The following is a 22,897-nucleotide window of genomic DNA, read 5'->3' on the forward strand; positions in this document are numbered from 1 at the left end:
GGAATGGGAACCGGGGGGCTCGGCTCCCATTCCGCTGTCGTACTACCGGTTCACCGCACGAGGCAGGTGATCAGCAGGACCGCGAGCAGGCGGTGGACGGGCAGACCACGGCGGTCGCCAGCGTCACCGTGGCGCAAGCCCAGGTGGAACCGCCGTAGGTGTCGGCCTCGCTGAGCTCGATGAGTTCCGCCTCGTCGTGCCGGGCGAGAATGTCGTTCTGGTCGTTCTTCATGCGGTATCTGTTTCCTTTCGCGATCAGTTGCAGCTGCGCTGGCACTCGCGGGTCAGGGTGCACCAGCCCCCGTTGTTCCCCAGGACGTTGGACAGCGAGAACGTGTTCGTGGTGCACGCGCCGTACGCCACGCCCTCGAAGTCCTGCTCGTCGATCTCCTCGAGCAGGGCGACATCGCCTTCGTACATGCCTTCTCCTTGTATTCGGGCCATTCGGTAGTCCGATCGGCTGCCGGTAACAGCTTTGAACACGGGAGTTCATACCGGATACCGGCGGGACGGAGTGCCGGGCACATCACCCGCATAACCCCCGCATATGACCGGAGGCGATGGGATTCGCCGCAGGAAGTGCGCACAGGGCCAAGGTGATCGCTGAGATGTCACATATTCAAATTCTGAATGTGGACATCGGCATGGGACTTCACCCTTCATAGGGTCCCTGTCATGCGTGTTCTCGTCACTCTCGCCGCCGCGGCCGCCACCGCGGCCCTGCTGCCCAGCCCCGCCCAGGCCGAATCCGCCGGCCGAACCACGTTCTTCACGAGGGCAGACTTCACCGGTGCGGCCCAGTCGGTGCCGCACGCCTCCTGCACCTCGATGGTCACCGTGCTGCGGGGACGCTTCCTCGCCGTGGATAACCGCCCACCGGTCGGCTGCCAGGTGCAGGTCTACGCCAATGCCACGCCGGTATGGGTGACGCTCTGCGTCGGACGGAGCGAACTTCCGCGCGAAGTTCAGCTCAACCCCGAAGTCAGGTCCGTGCGGGGAACAGCGGCGCTGTGCCACTGACCTGAAGCTATGGCCTCCCCGGGGCCGACGGCGCGGGCAGACGGTCGGTCGACGGGCCCCCGGCGACCGCGTCCGGCGTGCCGGCCCTCGGCATTCGGGCGAACCACAGACTGGCCGCCAGCGCACCGACGGCGGTGATCCACAACGCCGTCCGCACGCCGAACCAGGTGCCCAGCAAGCCACCGAGGATCGCGCCGAAGGCGGTGACGCCGAGCGTGACAGTGCGCATGGTGGCGCTCATCCGGCCGAGGAGGTGATCCGGGCAAACCGATTGGCGGAAGCTGATTTGAACCACGTTGTACGCGATGAGGCAGAACCCCGAGATGGCGGAGCCCAGCGAGAACAGTGCCAGTCTCCACCCACCGTCGGTGAGCGGCAGCAGCAGTGCACCCAGGCCGGCCAGCGTCGTGAACAGCGGCAGCGCCCGATGCCGTCCGATCGCTCGAGTCATCCGGTCGGCGCAGACCGCACCCAGAAGACTTGCGGCGCTGCCACCGGCGAAGAGCAGTCCGGTGGTGGCGGGCGAGACGTGCAGTTCCCGAAGCAGGAACACCACTTCGACGGCGCCCTGCGCCGAGTAGAACGTCATCGCCGTGCCGTTGTAGGAGGCGATGACCCGCAGCGTCGGGTGTCCGAAGATGAAGCGGATCCCCTCGGCGACCTGCCGTCGCAGTTTCACGCCGGGAGCCGGCGCCGGTTTCGGTTCCTTGGTGCCGATGGTGGACACCCATGCCGCCGACCAGGCGAAAGTCACGGCGTTGACCGCGATGGCGATCGGTGCGGTCAGCCATTGCACGAGGTAGCCGGCCATGGCCGGCCCGGCGGCCGCGGCCACGGTGCGGTTGACCTCGAGCCGGCTGTTGGCCTTGACCAGAGACTTCCGGTCCACGACGGCAGGCACGTACGACTGGAATGCAACGTCGAAGAACACGGTGAACACTCCGACGCTCAGCGCCACCACATACAACTGCCAGATGGTCAGAACCCCCAGCAGCGCCGCCACGGGAATGCTCCCGAGCAGGACGAGCCGCCCGAGATCGGCCGAGATGATGAGCGGCCGACGGCGTACCCGGTCGGACCACACCCCGGCCGGCAATCCCAGGACGAGAAAGGCGACCGTCTGAAGCGCCGGAAGGATCGCCACCTGCAGGGTGCTCGCGTGCGTTGCCTGGACGGCGGCCAGCGGTAACGCCAGCACGCTCACCTGGCCGCCGACCTGGCTCAACGCGTCCGCGGCCCACAGCCGGCGGAAGTCGGCACGGTGACGCTGCGGGTCACCTGCTGTCACGAGTCCGTCCGCATCTCGTCGCTCCCGTCGTATCGACGCATCACACTAGGCGATTCGCGTCCAGTGCCGGCGGCCGACCGGGTTCGTCCGCACGGACGGCCCCACACCACCGCGAACGCGGGTCACCGCCAGGGGACCAGGAGAGTGTTTTGTCAGCATCACGGCCGATAGATGCCGCGTTCTTCGACGATCTGTTTGGTGCGTACGAGCGGTCTCCCGCTATCCGCGCGCTGATGCGCTCCGCGCTCGACGAGCGGCTTCCCGTCGAGGTCGAGCCGTACTCGTTCGTCACCATGAACGCGCTCGAGGCGATCGCGCAGCAGCTGCGGCTCTCCACGGACGCGCTGCTGGTGGACCTGGCCTGTGGACGCGGCGGGCCAGGGATGTGGATCACCAGGGCCACCGGGGCACGACTGATCGGCGTGGACTTCTCGGCCGTCGCCGTGACGCAGGCGCGAGCGCGGATCGCGGCGTTCCGGCTCCAGGACAGGGCGGAGTTCCGGATCGGCGAACTCCACGCGACCGGGCTCACCGACGCACAGGCTGATGCGCTCCTGTGCGTCGACTCGGTTCAGTTCGCCGGCGATCCGCGGCTCGTCGCGCAGGAGGCTGCCCGTGTGCTGCGGCCAGGAGGCTCGCTGGTCTTCACCGGCTGGGAGCCGCGAGAGACCGGAGACCACCGCCTTCCCGAGTGCTTTGTCAACCTCGACTTCGGCGGCCTGCTCAGGACCGCCGGTTTCGACGAGGTCGCCGTCACCCATCGCCCCGACCTGCAGCGACGGCAGCAGGCGGTGTTCCGGCGAGCGCTGGCGACCGATCCGGGACGCGACCGCGCTATGACGCAGTTGCGTGCCGAGGCAGTCCGCATGCTGCCGCTCATGCCACTGCTCCGGCGCGTGCACATCACCGCCGTTCGGGCGCGCCGCTGACAGCGGTCCGGTTGGTCGTGGCGACGGCGAGGCACGGATCACATTGCTCGCCCGGTAATGTTCCGGGACGTGTCGGGCGATCTTCGGGACGACAGGGCCGCGAACCACGATGTGGGCCAGCCCGAGGTGACGTTCGGACTTCTCGGACCGCTGACGGTCTCCGTCGGCGACGTGCCGGTCATCGTCGGCGCGGCGAAGATGCGGGCCCTCCTGGCGAGCCTGCTGCTGCGGCGGGGCGAGGTGTTGTCCGTCGACTCGCTCGTGGAGCGACTCTGGGGTGATGACCTGCCGTCGGACGCCCGCAACGCGGTCCAGACCTACATCCGCAGGCTGCGCACCCTGCTCGGCACCGCCCGATCCATCATCGTGACGAGCCCGCCGGGCTACTACATCGACGTCCCGCCCAGCGCGGTCGACATCGACCGGTTTCGCGCCCACGTGCAACTGGCTGGCTCGGCGCAAGCCCGCGGAGACATCGAAGCGGAGGTCCGGGAGCTGCGGGCCGGACTTGCGCTCTGGCGAGGAACGCCGCTGTCCGACGTGAGCTCCGAGTCGCTGCACCGCGACGAGCAGCCACTGTTGATCGAAGAGCGTTTGCAGGCCCTGGAACGACGGATAGACGCCGATCTAAGAGCTGGCCGCCAGGTTGAGGTGATTGCGGAACTGCGAGCCCTGACCACCGAGTTCCCGCTCCGCGAGCGCCTCTGGCATCACCTGATTCTGGCGCTGTACCGCTCCCACCGGCAGGCCGAGGCGCTGAACGCCTTCCGCGACGTGAGCGCCCTGCTCCGCGAGGAGCTCGGTGTCGATCCCTGCGGTGAGCTGACCCAACTCCATCACCGGATTCTCACCGCCGATCCATCGCTGCACCCGCCCAGCCACGCGGCGGCCGGCAGCTGGGTGGCCCCCAGCCAGCTACCTCCCGAGGTCAACGATTTCGTCGGCCGTGCCGAGCTGGTCGATCGTGTGACGTCGCAGGTCGCCCGGCCACCCCAGGCGAGCGGCGGGCTGCCGCTGGTCGTCCTGTCCGGACCGCCGGGCGTCGGCAAGACCGAACTGGCGCTCCACGTTGCCCACCGACTCCGGAACGATTTCCCGGACGGTCAGCTCTTCGTGAACCTGCGAGGGTTCTCGTCCGACGCATCGGTCCGGCCGGAGGAGGCGCTAAGCGGATTCCTGAGTGCCCTCGGAGCCCCCGCCAATCGGGTGCCACACAACCCGGACCAGCAGCGCGCCCTGTTCCGTTCGATGCTGGCCGGACGACGAGTCCTCCTAGTGCTCGACAACGCGGGCTCCCCCGAACAGGTGCGGCCGCTGCTGCCGGGCTCACCCAGCTGCTCAGTGATCGTGACCAGCCGAGACAACCTGTCCGGCCTCTCCGCCGTCAACGGCGCTCATCGCGTGCCGGTTGATCCGGTGACCGCACTCGAGGCAGAGGCGTTGCTGTCGCGGATCATCGGTGCTGATCGGATCGACTCGGAGCCGCAGGCGGTGGCCAAACTCGCCACCGCCTGCGGTTTTCTGCCCCTCGCGCTGCGGATCGCCGCGTCGAATGTCGCCGCGGCGCCGGGACAGACCATTGCCGGACACGCGGAAGACCTGAGATCTGACGACCGGCTCGTCGCACTGACCATTGACGGCGACGATCAGGCGTCCGTACGGATAGCTTTCGACCACTCGTATCGCGAACTCGAGCCGGAAACCGCCCGCCTGTTTCGCCTCGTAAGCCTCGCGCCCGGGCCCGACTTCGACCGGTACACCGCGGCCAGTCTGGCCGGCGTGAGTCCGGCGGTCGCCCGGCGGACGCTTTCCCGGCTTGCCATGGCGAATCTGGTGCAGCACCACGGGTCGGACAGGTACCGGTTCCATGACTTGATCAGGGAATACGCCACGGCACAGGCGAGCCACGACGGTCCGGAGGCATGTCTTGCCGCCCTTCGGCGACTGCTGGACTACTACCTGTGTACCTGCGAGGCGGCCAGCCAACTGCTATACCCGGACCTTCCCCGGCTGCGCAAGGCCGAACAGGCCGCGGCCTCGGTCCGCCCGTCGTGGACGGATTCTCTCGAGGCGCTCGACTGGTTGGAGAAGGAGGTGATGAATCTGGTCTCGATCATTCGCGAACCCGCGCTCCAGGAATGCGGAGCGCCGGTGTGGCTGCTGGCCGACAGCCTGCTCGGGTTCTTCATCCGGCAACGCCAGGACAGCGCGTGGCTGACGACCCTTCAATCGGCGCTCGCCGCCGCGGAGCGGGTCGGCGACCGGACCGCCACGGCGGCGTTGCAGCGCGGCCGTGGCCGGCTGCATTTCCGGCGCAACGAGTTCGCTGATTCACTCGCGTGTTATCGACGCTCCGTGGAAATCTCCCGCGAGATCGGTGACCGCGCTGGCGAAGGGCGTGACCTGATCGGTCTGGGCAGTGTGGCCTTCGAAATGCAGGATTACCTGGAGGCGGCGCGCTACATGGAGGAGGCGCTGCCGCTGCTGCGCGACAGCGGCCACCGCGAGGGTGGGACCACAGCCCTCATGAACCTCGGCATCGCACTGCTCATGCTCGGGGATGCCGATCGAGGCGTGAAGTGCCTCACCGGCAGCCGGTCGCTCGCGGAGGAGCTCAATCTACGGAACCTGAGCCATCGGGCGACCGCCGGTCTGGCGATGCTCCAATCGTGGCGGGGCGCGTTCGACGAGGCTGCGAAGGAATTCGAATCGGTCCTGGATAGCTGGACTGAATTGGGGTATGTCGAGGGCCAGGCAGAGACTCTCCGAAATCTGGCGGAAGTCCGCCTTGAATCGGGCCATGCGGAAGAGGCAATCGATCTGGCGCAGCAGTCACTCGGCCTCGCGGAGCAGGCAGACGCAAAATGGATGGTGATGGGCGCGCATGTGACACTCGGGGAGGCGCACCTCGCGCTGGGAGATGTCGAAGCCGCACACGAGAGGCTGACCATCGCGGCAAGCCTCACGGCCCCTGGGTGCGGCTACTGGTACCCGTACACGGTGCTCGGGCTGGCCGGGTGCCGCCGTATCACTGGCGACCACGAGGGGGCTGTCGGGCTCGCGCGTGAGGTCGTGGAAAACCAGCGGCCCCGCCTCCGGGCCCGGGCGCACGCCGAGCTCGCCCGGATCGCGTCAGCGCTCGGCAACGACGCCGAGGCCGTCGACCACGCTCGATTGGCCTGCGACATCAGCGGCGCTTACGGCTATCGGCCGGAGGGGGAGCGCGCCCGTGGCATCCTGCGGGAGCTTCATGAACTGCCGCCATCCGACACATAGGACCATTGCCAGTTTGCCTAACAGATTCTGGTCGCCGTGCGCATCGTCGGTAACCGTACGAATACTGTGCGCCAGCACTCCGGTCAGGTGGTGGGATCGCACCCGCATCCACACACCAGTCCCGGACGAATGTCCGGTACGCGGGTGCGCCCATGACGCCCGGCACCGTCCATTTGCGAGGATGGTCGTGAGTCACTACCGGCAGTGGCCCATCGTCGCATCCGGTCCCCGCCTCGAGGCCTTGGATGCGAGAGGCAATCGATCATGTGTGATACGTTGTCGGCCGACTCGCCGTCCAACTGGATTCGGGGGAAGAGAAGTGAAAGAACTGGTTGAGCGACTCCGTGCGCTGCGCACCAACGTGACCCTGGAGAGCGTCTTCGACAAGCAGACGAGCACTGCGGAATCCTCGAAGAGCTGCGCCGCCACAACGATGGGGTACTCGAAGATGTAGTGCTCGTCGACGGCATCGTTGGCGTGTCAGGGCGCCGTGTGTTCGACGTGAGGAAAGCGTTTGTCGTTACATGTTTTTGTGGGGCCGACTCTGGCCGCTCGAGATGTTCTGACCGCTGTTCCGGAGGCGATCCTCCACCCACCGATAGCACACGGCGACCTGCTCCGCCTCGACCCCGAGCCAGGTGACATGGTCGTAATCATCGACGGCTATTTCCACCAGGTCGCTTCCGTGCGTCACAAGGAGATCCTGCAGACGCTGGCGAGGCGGGTGACGGTGATCGGGTGCAGCAGTCTAGGCGCCCTGCGCGCTGCGGAGCTGGTCCCGTACGGCATGGTCGGCAACGGTGTCGTGTTCGAGATGTACCGCGCTGGCGCGATCGATGCCGATGACGAGGTGGCCGTCGTTCACGGGGAGGCCCCCGAATATCGGAAGTTCGGCATGCCGCTGGTGAGCCTGCGTCACGCGGTGGCGATGGCCCAGCAGGACGGCGCGGTGTCCGCTCCGGAGGGAGCCGGACTCGTCGCGGCCTGCCGCGGGCTGCCCTATTCCGCACGTAGCTGGCGGGCCGTCGAGGCGGTCCTCTCGCGTGACGACCCAGAGCACGCCGGTGCGGTCCGCCGGCTCCGCGGCTACCTGGCTCAGCATCCGGAACATGCAGATGTGAAGGCTGCTGACGCCATCGACACGCTGAAACGTCTGGCGGAGCTGGGCGCTCGCCGCTCCGTTTGCGACGAGGGCTGGATCGACTCACCGCGGTGGCGTAACCGGCTGCTGCACGAGTGGCATGCCGAATTCGCCGGCTCCTGGGTCGACGGCATCCATGTCAGCGACCGCGCTGTCATGCAGTACCAGCAGATATACCGGAACGATCTGGCTCAGCGATGGTCGACGTTCGCGCTCCGCGGCATTCGTGACGGGGCCGAGCTTCGTGCCGCGGACGTTCCTGACGGAGGTCTGGAGGCCGCCGTCCTGGCGGTAGCGGCCGCCTACGGCGTCGATGACAGCAGGCTGACGCCGGAGCAGCGGGCCGAGTGGTTGACTCCGCAGGAGGCCGACGGACTGGAGTCCGACGCCGCGGTGCTGCGCGTGCTGGTACGCAGCTACAGCCCGCCGCGCGGCATCCTGGACCTGATCGTCGCGGAGCCGGAGCTGGTGACCGACCAGGCCGCGCGGGTGGCGGTTGCGGAGTCGTTCGTGGTCAACGCGGAAGTGGTCAGTTGGGCGCCGAAGAACGGCCTCGCGTACCTGCGGCACAGTGTCCTTCGAGACCACCTGGCCGCGCGGTGGGGAAGCGATGACGAGCGGTCCCTGACGGCTGCCGCCCGCGACCGCGGTTTCGTGTCGCTGGTCGAGGCCGTCGAGGCTGTGCGCCCGTTCTTCCTGAGACACCATCTGTCGATGGCTGTGGCCACACCCGCCGCCCGTCTCGAGGAGCTGACGTGAGCGTGCCCGTGCGACACGGACAATCCGCTGACCGCAAGGTTTTCCGGGACGGCACGCACCGCGTTCGCACGCCCGAGGAGACCTGGAACATCATTGCGCCGCGGTTCGGGCACTACGGCATCACCAGGATCGCGGACGTGACCGGCCTCGACGTGATCGGCATTCCGGTGGCGATGGCGGTACGGCCGCTGGCGCAGAGTCTGAGCGTCGCGCAGGGCAAGGGCCAGACCATGTTGCTTGCCAAGGTCTCCGCGGCCATGGAGAGCGTCGAGCACTGGCATGCGGAACACGCGACCCCGGCGGTCTGCGCGAAGACCGTGCCAGGCCGGGAACTTCACCTGCCCTACGCGCTGTCCAGCCTGGACAGCGAACACGGATGTCTCGTGACCGACCGCACGCCCTTGGACTGGGCCCGAGCCACCGGCATCGTCACCGGACGCACCGTACCCGTGCCCCTCGATCTGGTGTGCATGGCACGTCCGGGTCGGCGTCGTTGGAAGCTGACCGGCTTCAAGCTCACCAGCAACGGGCTCGCCGCGGGAAACTCGGTCCCGGAGGCGGCGCTGCATGCGCTCTATGAGGTGATCGAGCGTGACGCTGTCCAAGGGTGGCCCACCGCCAATCCGGTCCGCTCGGTGGACCCTGAGTCGATCGACGACCCCGGATGTGCGGCGCTGGTGGCGAAGTTGCGATCGGCCGGCGTGCTTTTCGAGATCGGGTACGTGCCGAGCCGGTTCCGGGTGCCCTGTCTCGCCGTGTGGATCTGGAGCGACGACTTCCCGGTGACGTGTCTGGGTTTCGGCGCGCATCTCACGCCGGCAGTCGCGCTCTCCCGGGCGTTGACCGAGGCTGCGCAGAGCCGTCTCACGGCGATCACCGGCAGCCGCGAGGATCTGCCGCCGGTCTACCAGCAGGCGCGGCTCGGCGCAGGCGAGCGGCCGTTCACGGCCGCCGCCACAATGACCTGGGCACAGGTCACCTCTGATGTCGACGACGCCGCCGACCTGACGGAGGAACTGAAACACCTGAGCACGACGGTCGCCACGGTGGCGGGATGCGAACCCTTGCTCGTAGACCTGAGCACCGAGGACGACTTCGCGGTGTTGAAGGTCATCGTTCCCGGCACCGGCTCCGATCTCCATCGTTTTCACGCGCCTAGTTAGGAACTGATCATGCTGAAGGTTCGCGGTGTAGTCCTACCCGAGAGAGAAGAACGGTCGTTCTGGATCGACGGCGACCGCCTGCGCACTGATCCGGTGCCCGGTGGCGACCTGATTGTCGACGGCGGATGGATCCTGCCCGGTCTGGTGGACGTGCACACCCATCCGGGCACCGAAGGGCCGGATGCCCCGTTTGACGACGCGACGCTGCGTCGACATCTGACCGACCATCGCGAGGCCGGGGTGTTGCTGGTGCGGACACCGGGCTCCGCCGAGCGGATCCCGGACTGGGTCGACGCCGATCCGGATCTTCCTCGGGTGCGCTCGGCTGGACCCTGGCTGGCCACGCCCGGCCGGTTCGTTCCCGGGTTCGGCCGGGACGTCACCGAGGCGGAACTGGTCGCCGCGGCCGTAGATGAGGCCGCTTCCTCCTCAGGGTGGTGCAAGATCATCGGAGACTGGGAGTTCGGCGATCCAGCGCTCCCCCTCGACCTGCTGACCGAGGTCGTCACGGCCGTGCATGCGGTGGGCGGGCGGGTGGCCGCCCATTGCCAGACCGCCGAGGGCAGCCGCAACGCGGTGCTGGCCGGGGTGGACAGTCTGGAGCACGGCTGGTATCTCGACCAGGATCTGCTGGACCGGATGGCCCGCTCCGGTACGGCCCTGGTGCCCACTCTGGGCGTCCTGGGGAACCGGATGACGGAGATCCGGGCCCGTGAATCGAGCGCACGCCAGGATTGGCTGCTCAAGGGTTGGGAGGGGACCCTCGCGACCGTTCGCGCCGCCGAGGAGGCCGGCGTGCTCGTCCTGGCAGGTACCGACAGTTTCCCGTGCGGCACGATCGCTAATGAGGTGGAGTGGCTGATTCGCGGCGGCATGTCGGCGGAGGCTGCGCTCGCCGCCGCCTCCTGGAAGGCCCGGTCCTGGCTGGGTTTGCCCGGACTGGTCGACGGCGCGCCCGCTGATCTGGTCGTGTACGACGTCGATCCGACCAGGGACCCCCGGGTGTTGTCCCATCCCAGCGCCATCATCCTGCGTGGCCGCGTCTTCCGGTCACCGCGCGGTTAAAGCGGTCCGCGGACGCCTCCGTAGGATGCGCGTTCCGGCATCGGTGCCCGCTGACGGTCGAGGCTTGCCAGACCGACACGCCGCCGTTGCGGGGGGCTGCCTGGCTCAAGGGAGCCCCAGTGGTCCGCGTGCCATCGCCGCGACGACGTGGAGCGTGACGGCCGGACCGTGCCGACATCTTCGCCGTCGTCGCGCCGGACGAGTCCGGGACCGCCCTCCAGCCGCGACGCGAGCGCGCCCCGGTGCTCACCTCGACATTGACGCAGGTAATCGCACCGGCCTGCCCGCCGCGCCAACGCATCGCCATCACCCGTCAGATGTGCCGTACCGACGAGCCCTCGCAAACGGCCAATGACACTCTCCGACCAACACGCGGCCTGCTACTACCCGGCACCGCAGCAACTGCCGTAGTACCGCGGCAGACCTTCCTGGAGGCGATAGTGAGAAGAAGAACCGTGCTCGCCGCTTTCGCGGCCGCTCCCGTGGCGGCCGTCGGCGCTTGCTCCAGCGGCACGGCGGGCACCGGCGACACGCCGGGGAAGTCCGTTACCAACGACGTCACCCCGACGGCGCGCGACCGGCTCAAGGATGGTGGACAGCTGGTCTGGCCGGTGGCCGACATTCCGGCGAACTTCAACTTCCTGCACCTCGACGGCACCCTGCGCGACAACTCCGACATCATCTTCGCGCTCATGCCGTCGATGTACCTCAACGACGCGGCCGGCAACTCGATCTGGAACAGGAACTACCTCGCCAGGGAACCCCGGTTCGACACCGCTCCGCGTCAGGTGGTCACGTACCGACTCCACGAGAAGGCGACGTGGAACGACGGAACGCCAATTACTTTCGCCGACTTCGAGTCGCAATGGAAGGCCCTCAACGGCCGTAATCCGGCGTTCAAGGTCGCCAACTCCAACGGCTACCAGAACATCGCGAGCGTCACCCGCGGCGACACTGACAGCGACGTGGTGGTGACCTTCGCGCAGCCCTACACCGACTGGCAGTCCATCTTCGCGCCGCTGTACCCAAAGTCCACCACCTCCGATCCCGAGACGTTCAACAATGGGTGGACCAAGCGAATGCCCGGACCCACCGCGGGCCCGTTCCGGTTCGCGGCCCTGGACCAGACAGCGCGCACGGTGACCATCGAACGCGACCCGGCATGGTGGGGAAACCCGGCGAAGCTCGACCGGATCATCTACCGGGGCGTCGACGCCAGCGCGGCGGCCGACGCGGTCGCCAACGGCGAGGCGGACTTCTACGAAATCGCGGCTAACGCCAGCCTGTACAGCCGCGCAATGCAGATGAACGGCAGGGTCAATCTGAAACGCGCCGGTGCGCCGTTCTACCGGCACATCACCATCAACGGCGCTAGGCCGCACCTGGCCGACGTCCGAGTCCGGCAGGCACTCGCGATGGCGATCGACCGCGCAGCCATAGCCCGGGCACTGCTCGGCCCCTTGGGCTTCCAGCCACAGGTTCTCAACAACCGCATTTACATGCTCAACCACGCGAAGTACCGGGACAACGCGGGGAACATAGGTGCCTATCGTCCGGATGCGGCGAACGCGCTCCTCGACGAGGCCGGTTGGCGGCTGTCCGGCACCACCCGGTCCAAGAACGGCGCGGCCCTGACCATCGACCTTGTCATCTCCGCTGGCGTCGCGGAAAGCAAGGTGGAGTCCGAACTCGTCAGGTCGATGCTCGCGCGGGTCGGGGTCGCGGTCACCGTCCGCGCCGTCCCGGCCGGCGACATGTTCAGCAGGTACGTCATTCCCGGAAACTTCGACATGGCGGCGTTCACCTGGGGCGGTCGGCCCTACCCCATCAGCATCAATCAGTCGATCTTCGCAGAACCGAAGAAGGACGCCAACGGTCAGCTCGCCGTACAGCAGAACTACGCGAGATCCGGGTCTGCGGAGATCGACGACCTGTTCCGGGCTGCGACCGCCGAGCTGAATCCCGAGCGGGCCGCCGAGATGGCCAATCGAATCGACGGGAAACTGTGGCAGGTCCTGCCCAACCTGCCCCTGTATCAACGTCCCGACGTGTGGGTGGTTCGCACCGGCTTGGTCAACTTCGGCGCGTTCGCCTACGCAAGCAAGGTGTACGAGGACATCGGTTGGCTTGCATGATCCTGACGTGACGCGCAAGGACGGCGACAGCGCGGCGACAGCGGTGGTCGGTACACATGAGATCAAGTGGCACGTCCAGCCGGGGGACAACGGGGAGAGCCGCTGAGGTGGTCGGGTTGCGACTCGGGGGACCGCCTCAGCGCAAATCCGCAGACCCACGCAGCGGCAGGCAACCCTTCCCGGTTGGGCAGCCACTTGCCCTTCTTGTCCGGTGTGCGGCCCGCCCCACCGGCGAGGACCACGCATACACGAACCGGGGGACCTCATGCACGAGCGTGAACTGCGAGCCTTCGTGGCTACCGTCGAGGCCGGCCGCATGGACCGGGCGGCCAAAGCGCTCGGCTACTCGCAGCCTGCCATCAGCTACCAGATCAACTGCCTGGAGCAGGAACTCGGCACCCGCCTGTTTGTCCGCCATCCTGATGGCGCTCAGTTGACCCGGGAGGGCGCCATGGTCCTGCCGGCGGCGCGTGCGGTCCTCAGCCTGGTGGACGGCATCAGGGATGCCGCGGCCCAGCAGAGCCGGACGCCGGTCAGAAAGCTGCGCGCTGCATGCTGACCGGCTCCTGCTTCCGGCACACTTTCATGTGTACGTGCGGATCACCGCCGCGATGCCTGCGAAGCCCTACCCGCGAGGAGCTTGATATCCCCGCAAGGCAATCTGTCGATGGGGGTGAGGCATCGGGCCTGAGCCCTCCTGGTCGACCAATCTGCAGGCGCCTCCGGCCGCGACCGGGGCAGACGGGGGAGCATGACATTTGTCTTGCCCCGGCGGTCAACTTAGGTTGATCTTCTGAGAGACAATGGACTGGTCAATGCCATCGAGGGGGGTTGGTTGACCTATGCAGGTGCGCCCGATGAGGCGGTGGCACGGCAGACGATCGGACGATGCTGCAAGAGCCGCGTCCACGAGGCGGCGACCACGGTGGAACAGGCCCGGAGGGCCTCTCCTGAACGCGCGAGCGGCCAGGGACCGGTGGAATCAGCATTTCCAGTTGGCGCGTGCTGACAGTCGTGCGGTGATTCTCTGCATGACCAATACGTTCCGCCGTCCGGTTAGCCGGGCGTGGTGGAGATTCTGAGGTCGGGGGCCGTCTTCGGTCGTCGGAGAGTTGGTTCGCCGCGCGCGGCCATTTCCACGTCCTGCATGGACTTCCCCCGGACTCCGACAGAGGGGACGGGTTTGCCCGGGAAAGCACACCACCTTAGAGACGTCATCACGGCGGTGTTGCGCGGTCTTGACCGCCGCAACGCGAACACGGAGGGGTCGCGCCGATCGCGCGACATCGCGCTGCAAGCGCGTCGCCAGCAGGATCAGCAGTTGGGCGGGTCCGGGGTGCTCGCGCACCGGGGCCGGGCCGACCGGAACGGCCGACCACCGGGACAGATATAGAGCGATAAACGAAGGGAGCACGCCGCTGTGTCGACGGTCGGGGTGATGGCCTGGGTATGGCGACGGGAGGCCGGATCGGGTGGGACAGTGAGCCTCGGCAGCTGCGGCTCTCCTCGAATTAAGAAGTGTGGCAGATCCATGACCAACGATGCTGCTGCACCCGCTCGCCGACCTCCACAAAGGTCGGAGGTGCCGCATGCTTCCTGGTAGGGAACTCGCGACCTAGCTTTGCAGCGGCTCCTGCATCTGAACCGAATTGAGAAGCGCCGCAACCCCGATTCCCTGTTCTGAAACACTCATCGTCCGAAACACTCATCAATGCAACCCGACCGTCGTCCATCGAGATCCATCAGTGGGCCTCGGCTCAGAAGCTCGGCATTCGGTAAGGCGATCCCTAGTGGTCCCGCGCCACCGCAACGAATCTCGTTGCACTGACAACGTCCTCAGTCGATCTCGGCGGCCCTCGATGCCCTCTGCTAACGTCCGGCCCAGATGATCGATAACCCAACCTGGAGGCAACACCGCAATGGGCAAGTTCCTCCTGCGTAGGGTGGGATACCTCGTGCTTCTCGCGATGGTCGCGACTGTCGTCGCGTACCTCCTCGCCGCAACACAGCTACACCCGCGTAGCAGGTACGAGGGACGCAACCCACCCCCTGCAGCGGCGGTCGTCGACCAGCGGCTCAACGACCTCAACATGAACGACAAGACACCGCTCGTCGAGCGATTCACTACCTGGGCCAACGGCGTCGCCCACGGCGATCTCGGAAAGACCGTCGACGGCGAGTCGGTCAACACGGAGATGGGCCGGCGGATGTGGGTCAGTCTGCGGCTCATGCTGATCGGCTCGATACTCGGCACCGTCCTCGGCGTGGCGGCGGGTGCGTACGGGGCAGTCAAGCAGCATCGATGGTCCGATCAGACGTTGACCATCATCTCCTTCGTGCTGCTGTCGATCCCCACGGTGGTGCTCGCCGTCCTGGTGAAGAACGCCGGCATCTGGTTCAACCAGGTCTCGGGGAACGAGTCGACACCCATCCTGTTCACCACCGGCGAGATGACCCCCGGTTTGGACACCTGGTCCTGGGCCGGTCTCAGCGATCGCATCGGGCACCTTGTCCTGCCCACCATCGTGCTCGCGATCGGGGTCAACGGGTTCGCCTTCTACAGCCGGTACCAACGTAACTCGATGCTCGACGTGCTGGGCAGCGACTTCCTGCGTACCGCTCAGGCGAAGGGTCTGCGTCGCTGGTCGGCGTTGACCAGGCACGGGCTGCGCACCGCCCTCATCCCGATGGCGACCTTCTTCTCGTACCAGTTCGCGCTGCTCTTCGTCGGGGCCACCTTCACCGAGAAGATCTTCGGCTGGCACGGGATGGGGGAGTATTTCGTCGATTCCATCACCAAGAACGACATCAACTCGACGGCCGGCGTGACACTCTTCGTCGCCGCGCTGGTCCTGATCGCCGGCCTGCTCTCCGACGTGGTCTATGCGGCGCTGGACCCGCGGGTCCGGACGAGTTGAGGAGGCCGAGATGACTGTCCACACCGACTCCGTCGCCGCCGGATCGGTCAGCACCGATCCTGCGGATGGCGGTCCGCAGCCGAGCCGCCCCGTCTCCCGTAACCGCCTGGTACTCCGGCGCTTCCTGCGCCCACGGCTAGCTGTCTTCGGCCTGGTGCTCGTCGTGCTACTGATCGCCCTCGCCTACCTCGGACCGGTGTTCTACTCCTGGAAGTACGACCAGCTGGACTTCGAGGCCTTCCAGTCACCGCCGAGTCCTGCGCACTGGTTCGGCACTTACCAGACCGGCGGCGACGTCTACGCCCGCACACTGCGTGGCCTGCAGAAGTCACTGGTCATCGGTCTCCTCGGGGCACTGCTCTCGACAGCCCTGGCCGCCGTGGCCGGCGCCTTCGCCGGCTACTTCCGAGGCGCCACGGATGTGGTGGTTCGGCTGGTCACCGACCTGATGCTGGTTCTGCCCGGGTTCCTGATCATCGCGATCTTCTCGACCGCTCTGCGGGACGGCAGCTGGCTGATGTTCATCGTGCTGCTGGCCGGCTTCCAGTGGATGATCACCGCTCGGGTGGTTCGCGGGATGACGCAGTCGCTGCGAGAGCGCGAGTTCGTCCAGGCCGCCCGCTTCATGGGGGTACCCGGCTGGAAGATCATCCTGCGGCACATCCTGCCGAACATGGCGTCGTTCCTGATCATCGACGCGACCGTCGGCGTCAGCAGCATCATTCTGGCCGAGGTCGGGCTGTCCTTCTTCGGCTTCGGCGTGCAGCCGCCGGACGTCTCTCTCGGCACCCTCATCGCCGACGGCGCCGGCGCGGCGCTGACCAACTGGTGGCAGTTCTACTTCGTCGCGGGAGTCCTCGTACTGCTCGTACTTGCCGTCAACCTGGTGGGCGACGGCCTGCGTGACGCGTTGGACCCGAACTCCGAGATCGAAGGTGCGAAGTGACCGACGCGATGGTGGCCGGGGTTCCCAGGCCCGCCGCGAACCTCGGATCCGACGGCGTCGAGCCCCTGCTGAGGGTCGAAGATCTGTCGGTGACGTTCCGCAGCCCGGCCGGCCCGCTGACCGCCGTCCGGGGAATCAGCTACGACGTACGCCCCGGCGAGGTGCTCGGCATCGTCGGCGAGTCCGGCTCGGGTAAGTCGGTCTCGTCGCTGGCCGTCATGGGCCTGCTGCCGTCCACCGCCACGATCACCGGCTCCGCGACCTTCCAAGGCCAGCGGCTGTTCGGCCTCGGAGACAAGCAGATCTCCCGAATCCGCGGCAGTCGAATGTCCATGGTGTTCCAGGATCCGCTCTCCGCCCTGACTCCGGTCTACACGGTCGGCGACCAGATCGCAGAGACGATCCGGATCCATCAGGGGCTCCGACGGGAGGCCGCCGGCGAGCGGGCGATCGAGCTGCTCGACCTCGTCGGCATCCCGAACCCCCGGCAGCGCTCGAAGGGTTTCCCGCACGAGTTCTCCGGCGGCATGCGGCAACGGGTCATGATCGCGATGGCCATCGCGAACGATCCGGCACTGATCATCGCGGACGAGCCGACGACGGCGCTCGACGTCACCATCCAGGCACAGATCCTGGAGGTGCTGCAGACCGCCCGGAAGACCACCGGCGCGGCCATCATCATGATCACCCACGACCTCGGGGTGGTCGCCGGCTTCGCCGACCGGATGATGGTCATGTACGCGGGCAAGGTCGTCGAAAGCGGCCCGGTCGAAACCGTCTACCAGCAGCCGCGCATGCCATACACGATCGGTCTGCTCGGCTCGATCCCCCGGCTCGACAGGGGAGAGCAGCAGCGGCTGACGCCGATCGAGGGGGTCCCGCCGTCGATGGTGGGCCTTCCCGCCGGCTGCCCGTTCGCGCCCCGCTGCCCGATGCGGATCGATCGCTGCGAGCAGACCGAGCCCGAACTGCTCGGCGTAGTCTCCGACGGCGCCGGACACCTGGCCTCCTGCCATCGCAGCCAGGACATCGCCCAGGAGGGGTTGACCGGCACCGACGTCTTCGCCGCCGCCCCGCTGCCGGAGGCAACCGGCACGGCGCAGCTCCCCCGGGAACAGCGCCCCGTCGTCCTGCAGGTACGTGACCTGGTCAAGGAGTATCCGCTGACCAAGGGGAGCGTGCTGCGGCGCAAGGTCGGCACCCTCCAGGCCGTCGCCGGGATCAGCTTCGACATCCGCGAAGGTGAGACGCTGGGCCTGGTCGGCGAGTCGGGCTGCGGCAAGACCACGACCATCATGGAGATCCTCGAGCTCGCCAAGCCGACGTCGGGCAACATCGCGGTGCTCGGCAAGGACACCACCCAGATGAGCCGCAACGAACGGTTCACGATCCGTCGGGACCTCCAGGTCGTGTTCCAGGACCCGATGGCCTCGCTGGACCCCCGGCTGCCGGTCAGCGACATCCTCGCCGAGCCGATGGCGGCCCACGGCATCCCCGCCCCGGAACGCGACCGGCGCGTCCGGGAGCTGCTGCATCTGGTCGGGCTCCGTCCCGAGCACGCCGACCGCTATCCCGCCAAGTTCTCCGGCGGACAGCGGCAGCGAATCGGCATCGCCCGGGCGCTGGCGCTGGAGCCAAAAGTGCTGGTGCTCGACGAGCCGGTCGCGGCGCTGGACGTCTCGATCCAGGCCGGAGTAATCAACCTGCTCGAGAACCTGAAGGCCGAGCTCGGGCTCTCCTACCTCTTCGTAGCGCACGACCTGTCAGTGGTCAGGCACATCGCCGACCGGGTGGCGGTGATGTATCTCGGGCGCATCGTTGAGATCGGTACGGCTGACCGGGTCTTCGAGACGCCGACACATCCCTACACCCAGGCGCTGCTCTCCGCGATCCCGTTGCCAGATCCGGTCAAGGAGCGGACCCGCCAGCGGATCCTGCTGACCGGCGATCTGCCGAGCCCGGCGAATCCCCCCTCCGGTTGCCGGTTCCGGACCCGCTGCCCCAAGTTCGCCAACGAGCTCAGCGACGATCAGCGACGGCGCTGCCTCGATGAGTCTCCGACGTTGACCGGCCGGGACATCCCAGCCCCGGACCATGAGGTGGCCTGCCATTACCCGGCACCCACCGCGGTCACCTAACGGTCTGTGTGGCCCGTCCACGCGACCGGTGCAAGAAGAATGTCGCGTCCGTGAGACGCCAAGGTGTGGAGGAACTGGTGAGGACACTCTGGAGCGCTAAGACCGCATCTCGTTTGGGGTTGTTGTCGGGCAAGGTCATTCGTTGTTCGGGCATGGACGACGTGGAGAAGTACTGTCCGGAGTCGTTGTGGGTGCTCGCGCAGCCGCTGCTGCCCGCGCACCCGAAACGTCACCAGGGCGGTGGACGACGCCGTATCGATGACCGGACCTGCCTGGCAGCGATCTTGTACGTGCTGCAGAGCGGCTGCGCATGGGAGGCGCTACCGGCCTCGTTCGGCGTCTCGACGCCGACGGCCCACCGCCGGTTCACCGAGTGGACCGCTCACGGGGTCATGAACGCCTTGCATCGGGCCATGCTCGACGTGCTCGGCGCAGCCGGACAGATCGACTGGTCGCGGGCCAGCGTGGACGCCATGCACGTGCGCGCGGTCAAAGGGGGGACCTGACCGGGCCCAGCCCGGTCGATCGCGGTAAGCCCGGCTCCAAGGTCCACGCGGTCGCGGACCGGAACGGGCTTGCCCTGTATGCGGATGTCTCTGCCGCCAACGTCAACGATCATCTGCTGCTCGCGGACGTGGTCGATGGCGTCAGCCCCGTTCGCCAGCCGGTCGGTCGGCCCCGTCACCGGCCGGTCAAGATGCACGGCGACAAGGGCTACGACTACCCGGCCTGCCGCGAGGTGCTGCGTGAGCGCAACATCATCGCCCGGATCGCCCGCCGAGGCATCGAATCATCGTCCCGGCTCGGCCGGTACCGCTACGTCATCGAACGCTGCCTGGAGTGGGTCAGCCGGTTCCGGCGCCTGGTCCGCCGTTACGAACGCAAGGCTTTCCACTTCCTCGGATTCCTGCGCCTGGCCTGCGCTGTCATCTGCTACCGCCGCGCCGTACGCCTCAACCTGCTGACCAGCAACAACCCCAATGAGATGCGGTCTAAGCCGCCGTGTCACGCTCGGCCGTGCGCAGTCGCAGCCCTGGACGGCGCCCGCGTCCGAGTAGAAGTGTGCTGTCGAAGTGGCCAAATCACTTACTTGGAGCGGAGGCCGGTTCGCTGGCTGCGGCATCGGGGGGGCGTCGCAGTGCCGGATATGCCGGGAAAGCATAGTTCAGCCGCTTGGCGATTTCGTCTGCGAGCACGGTGCCCCATGTCGCGCCGCCCCGGTCGGCCATGACGTACGTCGCGCGGAGCACGGCGAGTGTGTTGGCGACGGGCACGGGCAGCGGGCCGGGACCGCGGCTGGCGAACAACTCGTCCACCGTAGCCAGCCAGGCCGTGGCGTCGTCCGGCGCCAGGTCTTCCCGGCTCAGAATGCGGCCTATTGCGCGGGCCACCCGATCCTCCTCCATCTGGGCGTACCGGTAGCTAGTCTGCGCGGTGACCCGGGCCCCGACGACAGCGAGCAGCGCACCGGTCTCCGGAGCGGTCAGCCGGGGTGAGGTGCCGATTGCCCGCACGAGGTCTGCGCCGTGGGCGATCGCGTGGAGCCAGCCGAGCCGATCATCCCAGCCGCGCAGATCCTTCTCCCCCAGCCACCACGACGTGAAGGCGTCGCGCCACCGGCGGACGATGTCCGGCTCGACGAGATTCCGCTCTACGACCGTCGCCAGCACCAGCGGAGCGAAGGTACGGGCCTGCACGTCCGGATGCTCGAATCGTTCGACCAGAGCGCCGCCGATTTCAATCAGCTGGCTGTCCCACTCACCGTGCCGTAGGCCGTTGATCAGTTCTGTGCACCCCCGGTCGTCGCGGACGACCGGATCCGGTGAACCGAGCATCTCCAGAAGCGGCGCGAAGTCCATCCGCCGAGCGTAGTTCCTCGTTCCGCAAGAGGCCTGGTGTCACAGCCATCCGCGTTGTGCCGCCTTCAGTCCGGCTTCGAAGCGACTTCGGGCGTGCAGGCGCTCCATCAGATCGGCCATCATGCGGCGGGCGGTGCGGTGTGAGAAGCCCAGCCGTGTTGCTGCCGCTTCATCGGTGAGTCCCTCGGCGAGGAGTTTCAGCAAGGCTCGCTCCTGACCGTTCAGGCCCTGCCGGTCGGGATCCGATGCGGCTCCGAGTGGCGTAGCAATCGCCCATACATGCTCGAGAAGGGCAACCATCGACGCGACGATGCCAGAGCCGGTGACGTGGAGCGCCCCTTTGCGAGTGTCTGCCGGGTCCAGTGGGATAAGCGCCGCACGCCGATCGACTAGGACCATCCGCGGCGGCAGGATCGCCGAGGTGCGAAACTCCGCGCCGCCGTCGGTGAGGAACCGGGCGTGTGCCAGGGTGGCCGCGTCGTTGCGGATAATGTCTAGCCCGATGGTTCGAATTCGCACGCGCCGCTCCAATAGCTGGGTGTCCTTGCGACAGGCGCGTTCGAGTGCGGCCGGCGATTGAGCGCCACCGGGCATGAACGTCAACACCTCAAACTGGACCTCTCGGGCCATGTGCTCCAGTCGGTCATTCACGGCATCCATACCGAGCAGTTCGGCGGCGACGGAGCTGTTTGCCCGAGCCTGGCCGAACTCGTCGATCAGGTTCGCGATCGCCACCTGGCTGGCGGCGACCTCCTGTTGGCGCCGAGCCAGTTCAGCCTGTTGACGGGCGAGCGCGGCCCGGAGTCCAACGTCGGGGTCGATGACGTGCAGAGTGCCGGGTGCGTCGGCCGATTCGCGCATCAGAGCGAGATTGAAGAGACAGTCTAGACACCTTTCGCGATCAGGGTCTGGCCGGGGACGGTGGGGATTGACCCGTTCCGGTGAGGTAGCCGTCGATCAGACCGGTGCGGTATTGCATGCGTTTGAGGCGGTTCTTGACCGCGGCGGCGAGTTCGGTGGCGGTCCGTGCGGCGAGGTTAGCGAGGCTGCCTTTCATGGTCGACCAGACCTTCTCGACCGGGTTCAGCTCGGGCGCGTAGGCGGGTAGCTGGTAGACACGCAGCCACGCTCTGGCGGCGATCGCCGCTCGGATCGCCGGGGTCTTGTGCACCGACAGGCCGTCCCAGACCAGCACGATCGGCGCCTGGAGCTGCTGGTGGGCGGTGTCCAGCAGCCGGATCAGGTCCGGCTCCCGGAACCCCTTGGGCTCGTCTTTACGCCCGCGGTAGAGCAGGGTGCGGTAGATCAGCCGGCTGTGGTCGCCGGGCCGGTAGCAGCACAGCCCGGCCACCGAGACCCGCACGGTGCCTTTCGCGGTCACCTTCACGACCGGAGTTTCACCTTTGGGCGCCCAGGTGGTGGCCTTGTGCGCCTTCAGCGTCTGGCCGCACTCGTCGGCGAAACAGATCCAGGCGGCCCGCCGGGCGGCGACTCTTCTACCGCCGGCCACTGATACCGCCGCCAGTGCGCGATCGCCGGCTCATCGCGCTCGATCGCGCGGTGGATCGGTAGCTGCGGGCTGTAGCCGAGCCGGCGCATCGCTTCCCACGCCGTGGTGATCCCGACCCGGACGTGGAACATCGTCGCGATCAACGCCACGATCCGGGCCAACGTCCAGCGCTGGTCCTCCCGGTAGCCGGCCGCGGCCGGGCCCAGCTCGAGACGCGTTTTGAGCCGGGCCAACTGGGCGTCGGACAGCTTCGGGTCCGGACCGGCCGGACCCCGTGAGGCAAGGGCTTCGACCCCGCCGGCGGCCCAGGCCCGCCGCCACTGGTACGCCGATTTCGTCGACACCTCCAGCAGCCCGGCGACCTCGACCGCCGACCTACCCTGCGCGAACAGCACAGCCGCCCGCCGCCGCACCTGCTCGCGCCGCACTCGTTCCGCCTGGTCAACGCCGCCGCCATCGCCGTATCGCATGCCACCAGCAGACCCGAGGACCGGCCACCGGGACGATCACCCACAAGCGTCACAGTGGATCAGACACAGACCCCCAACCCGAAAGGTCTCTAAGGCCTCGCGCACCTCCTGCTCCTCGAGTCCGAGGTGGGCGACGAGGTCGGCTACTCCCCAGTCGGCGTGCTGCAGGATCTGGCGATACACCGCCTCGGCTGTTGGTGTCAAGCCCAATATGGACAGCACTCGTCCCCCGTGCAAACGCGCAATGCGATCTTGCCAGATGCTTGCACAGCATCGATGG

General features: G+C 67.4%; 19 protein-coding genes and 1 pseudogene. 13 read left to right on the forward strand and 7 right to left on the reverse strand.

The window, feature by feature from the left end; all coding sequences use genetic code 11:
- Positions 1-70: 70 nt before the first annotated feature.
- Positions 71-232 carry a class II lanthipeptide, LchA2/BrtA2 family gene (locus tag EV385_RS33940; protein WP_165449494.1) on the reverse strand — a complete coding sequence of 54 codons (162 nt, stop codon included), beginning with the start codon at positions 230-232 and terminating at the stop codon, positions 71-73.
- 23 nt (positions 233-255) lie between these two features.
- Entirely contained in the window at positions 256-420 is a 165-nt protein-coding gene (locus EV385_RS15620) for a plantaricin C family lantibiotic (RefSeq protein WP_130510116.1), read from the reverse strand.
- 255 nt (positions 421-675) lie between these two features.
- On the opposite strand from EV385_RS15620, the gene EV385_RS15625 reads away from it, so the two are divergent.
- The gene (locus tag EV385_RS15625) at positions 676-1,020 is read left to right on the forward strand and encodes a hypothetical protein (RefSeq protein WP_130510117.1); all 345 of its coding nucleotides are present in this window, start codon (positions 676-678) and stop codon (positions 1,018-1,020) included.
- A 7-nt stretch (positions 1,021-1,027) separates the two neighbouring features.
- Here EV385_RS15625 and EV385_RS15630 read toward each other — a convergent pair whose 3' ends face one another.
- Entirely contained in the window at positions 1,028-2,308 is a 1,281-nt protein-coding gene (locus EV385_RS15630) for an MFS transporter (RefSeq protein WP_278044985.1), read from the reverse strand.
- Positions 2,309-2,457: 149 nt separating this feature from the next.
- Between EV385_RS15630 and EV385_RS15635 the strand changes: the two genes are divergently transcribed.
- The 12 genes and pseudogenes from EV385_RS15635 to EV385_RS15685 form a co-directional block, all read left to right on the forward strand.
- Positions 2,458-3,237 carry a class I SAM-dependent methyltransferase gene (locus tag EV385_RS15635; RefSeq protein WP_130510119.1) on the forward strand — a complete coding sequence of 260 codons (780 nt, stop codon included), beginning with the start codon at positions 2,458-2,460 and terminating at the stop codon, positions 3,235-3,237.
- Between the two features lie 57 nt (positions 3,238-3,294).
- On the forward strand, positions 3,295-6,513 hold the full coding sequence (locus EV385_RS15640) for an AfsR/SARP family transcriptional regulator (protein ID WP_130510120.1): 3,219 nt from the start codon (positions 3,295-3,297) through the stop codon (positions 6,511-6,513).
- 319 nt (positions 6,514-6,832) lie between these two features.
- Complete coding sequence (locus EV385_RS35685; RefSeq protein ID WP_278044986.1) at positions 6,833-6,967, forward strand: hypothetical protein; 135 nt, start codon at positions 6,833-6,835, stop codon at positions 6,965-6,967.
- Positions 6,968-7,156: 189 nt separating this feature from the next.
- Positions 7,157-8,413 (forward strand): TfuA domain-containing protein, encoded by a 1,257-nt coding sequence (locus EV385_RS15645; RefSeq protein ID WP_130510121.1) that lies wholly within the window; start codon positions 7,157-7,159, stop codon positions 8,411-8,413.
- Positions 8,410-9,576 (forward strand): YcaO-like family protein, encoded by a 1,167-nt coding sequence (locus EV385_RS15650; protein WP_130510122.1) that lies wholly within the window; start codon positions 8,410-8,412, stop codon positions 9,574-9,576. The genes EV385_RS15645 and EV385_RS15650 overlap by 4 nt, the downstream gene beginning before the upstream one ends.
- A 9-nt stretch (positions 9,577-9,585) precedes the next feature.
- On the forward strand, positions 9,586-10,641 hold the full coding sequence (locus EV385_RS15655) for an amidohydrolase family protein (RefSeq protein WP_130510123.1): 1,056 nt from the start codon (positions 9,586-9,588) through the stop codon (positions 10,639-10,641).
- Between the two features lie 455 nt (positions 10,642-11,096).
- Complete coding sequence (locus EV385_RS15660; protein WP_165449497.1) at positions 11,097-12,776, forward strand: ABC transporter family substrate-binding protein; 1,680 nt, start codon at positions 11,097-11,099, stop codon at positions 12,774-12,776.
- Between the two features lie 265 nt (positions 12,777-13,041).
- Positions 13,042-13,335, forward strand: a complete 294-nt coding sequence (locus EV385_RS15665; protein WP_130510125.1) for a LysR family transcriptional regulator — start codon at positions 13,042-13,044, stop codon at positions 13,333-13,335.
- Between the two features lie 1,360 nt (positions 13,336-14,695).
- Positions 14,696-15,694, forward strand: coding sequence for an ABC transporter permease (locus EV385_RS15670; RefSeq protein WP_130510126.1), 999 nt, complete (start codon positions 14,696-14,698; stop codon positions 15,692-15,694).
- Between the two features lie 10 nt (positions 15,695-15,704).
- On the forward strand, positions 15,705-16,640 hold the full coding sequence (locus EV385_RS15675; RefSeq protein ID WP_130510127.1) for an ABC transporter permease: 936 nt from the start codon (positions 15,705-15,707) through the stop codon (positions 16,638-16,640).
- Positions 16,637-18,778, forward strand: coding sequence for an ABC transporter ATP-binding protein (locus EV385_RS15680; RefSeq protein WP_207229842.1), 2,142 nt, complete (start codon positions 16,637-16,639; stop codon positions 18,776-18,778). Before EV385_RS15675 ends, EV385_RS15680 begins: the two co-directional genes overlap by 4 nt.
- 161 nt (positions 18,779-18,939) lie before the next feature.
- Positions 18,940-19,730 (forward strand): annotated as a pseudogene (locus EV385_RS15685) (IS5 family transposase); the annotation flags it as partial.
- 130 nt (positions 19,731-19,860) lie between these two features.
- Here the strand turns inward: EV385_RS15685 and EV385_RS15690 are convergent.
- Genes EV385_RS15690 through EV385_RS15705 form a run of 4 tightly spaced genes read right to left on the reverse strand, consistent with a single transcriptional unit; the run spans position 19,861 to position 22,617 of the window.
- Positions 19,861-20,637 carry a DUF2785 domain-containing protein gene (locus EV385_RS15690; protein WP_130510128.1) on the reverse strand — a complete coding sequence of 259 codons (777 nt, stop codon included), beginning with the start codon at positions 20,635-20,637 and terminating at the stop codon, positions 19,861-19,863.
- A gap of 39 nt (positions 20,638-20,676) precedes the next feature.
- Complete coding sequence (locus EV385_RS15695; RefSeq protein ID WP_130510129.1) at positions 20,677-21,498, reverse strand: helix-turn-helix domain-containing protein; 822 nt, start codon at positions 21,496-21,498, stop codon at positions 20,677-20,679.
- 40 nt (positions 21,499-21,538) lie between these two features.
- Entirely contained in the window at positions 21,539-22,147 is a 609-nt protein-coding gene (locus EV385_RS15700) for a transposase (RefSeq protein ID WP_242624911.1), read from the reverse strand.
- A complete protein-coding gene (locus EV385_RS15705) occupies positions 22,072-22,617 on the reverse strand; it encodes a winged helix-turn-helix domain-containing protein (protein WP_207229843.1) in 546 nt (181 codons plus the stop codon). The genes EV385_RS15700 and EV385_RS15705 overlap by 76 nt, the downstream gene beginning before the upstream one ends.
- Between the last annotated feature and the right edge of the window lie 280 nt (positions 22,618-22,897).

It is taken from the genome of Krasilnikovia cinnamomea, assembly GCF_004217545.1.
GTDB classification, from domain to species: Bacteria; Actinomycetota; Actinomycetes; order Mycobacteriales; family Micromonosporaceae; genus Actinoplanes; species Actinoplanes cinnamomeus.

Coding starts and splice junctions, on each gene's coding strand:
- EV385_RS15675 (WP_130510127.1), top strand. CDS start 15,705: ATGACTGTCCACACCGACTCCGTCGCCGCCGGATCGGTCAGCACCGAT.
- EV385_RS15645 (WP_130510121.1), top strand. CDS start 7,157: ATGGTCGTAATCATCGACGGCTATTTCCACCAGGTCGCTTCCGTGCGT.
- EV385_RS15695 (WP_130510129.1), bottom strand. CDS start 21,498: ATGCGCGAATCGGCCGACGCACCCGGCACTCTGCACGTCATCGACCCC.
- EV385_RS15625 (WP_130510117.1), top strand. CDS start 676: ATGCGTGTTCTCGTCACTCTCGCCGCCGCGGCCGCCACCGCGGCCCTG.
- EV385_RS15690 (WP_130510128.1), bottom strand. CDS start 20,637: ATGGACTTCGCGCCGCTTCTGGAGATGCTCGGTTCACCGGATCCGGTC.
- EV385_RS15670 (WP_130510126.1), top strand. CDS start 14,696: ATGGGCAAGTTCCTCCTGCGTAGGGTGGGATACCTCGTGCTTCTCGCG.
- EV385_RS15665 (WP_130510125.1), top strand. CDS start 13,042: ATGCACGAGCGTGAACTGCGAGCCTTCGTGGCTACCGTCGAGGCCGGC.
- EV385_RS15640 (WP_130510120.1), top strand. CDS start 3,295: ATGTTCCGGGACGTGTCGGGCGATCTTCGGGACGACAGGGCCGCGAAC.
- EV385_RS33940 (WP_165449494.1), bottom strand. CDS start 232: ATGAAGAACGACCAGAACGACATTCTCGCCCGGCACGACGAGGCGGAA.
- EV385_RS15705 (WP_207229843.1), bottom strand. CDS start 22,617: ATGCGATACGGCGATGGCGGCGGCGTTGACCAGGCGGAACGAGTGCGG.
- EV385_RS15655 (WP_130510123.1), top strand. CDS start 9,586: ATGCTGAAGGTTCGCGGTGTAGTCCTACCCGAGAGAGAAGAACGGTCG.
- EV385_RS15620 (WP_130510116.1), bottom strand. CDS start 420: ATGTACGAAGGCGATGTCGCCCTGCTCGAGGAGATCGACGAGCAGGAC.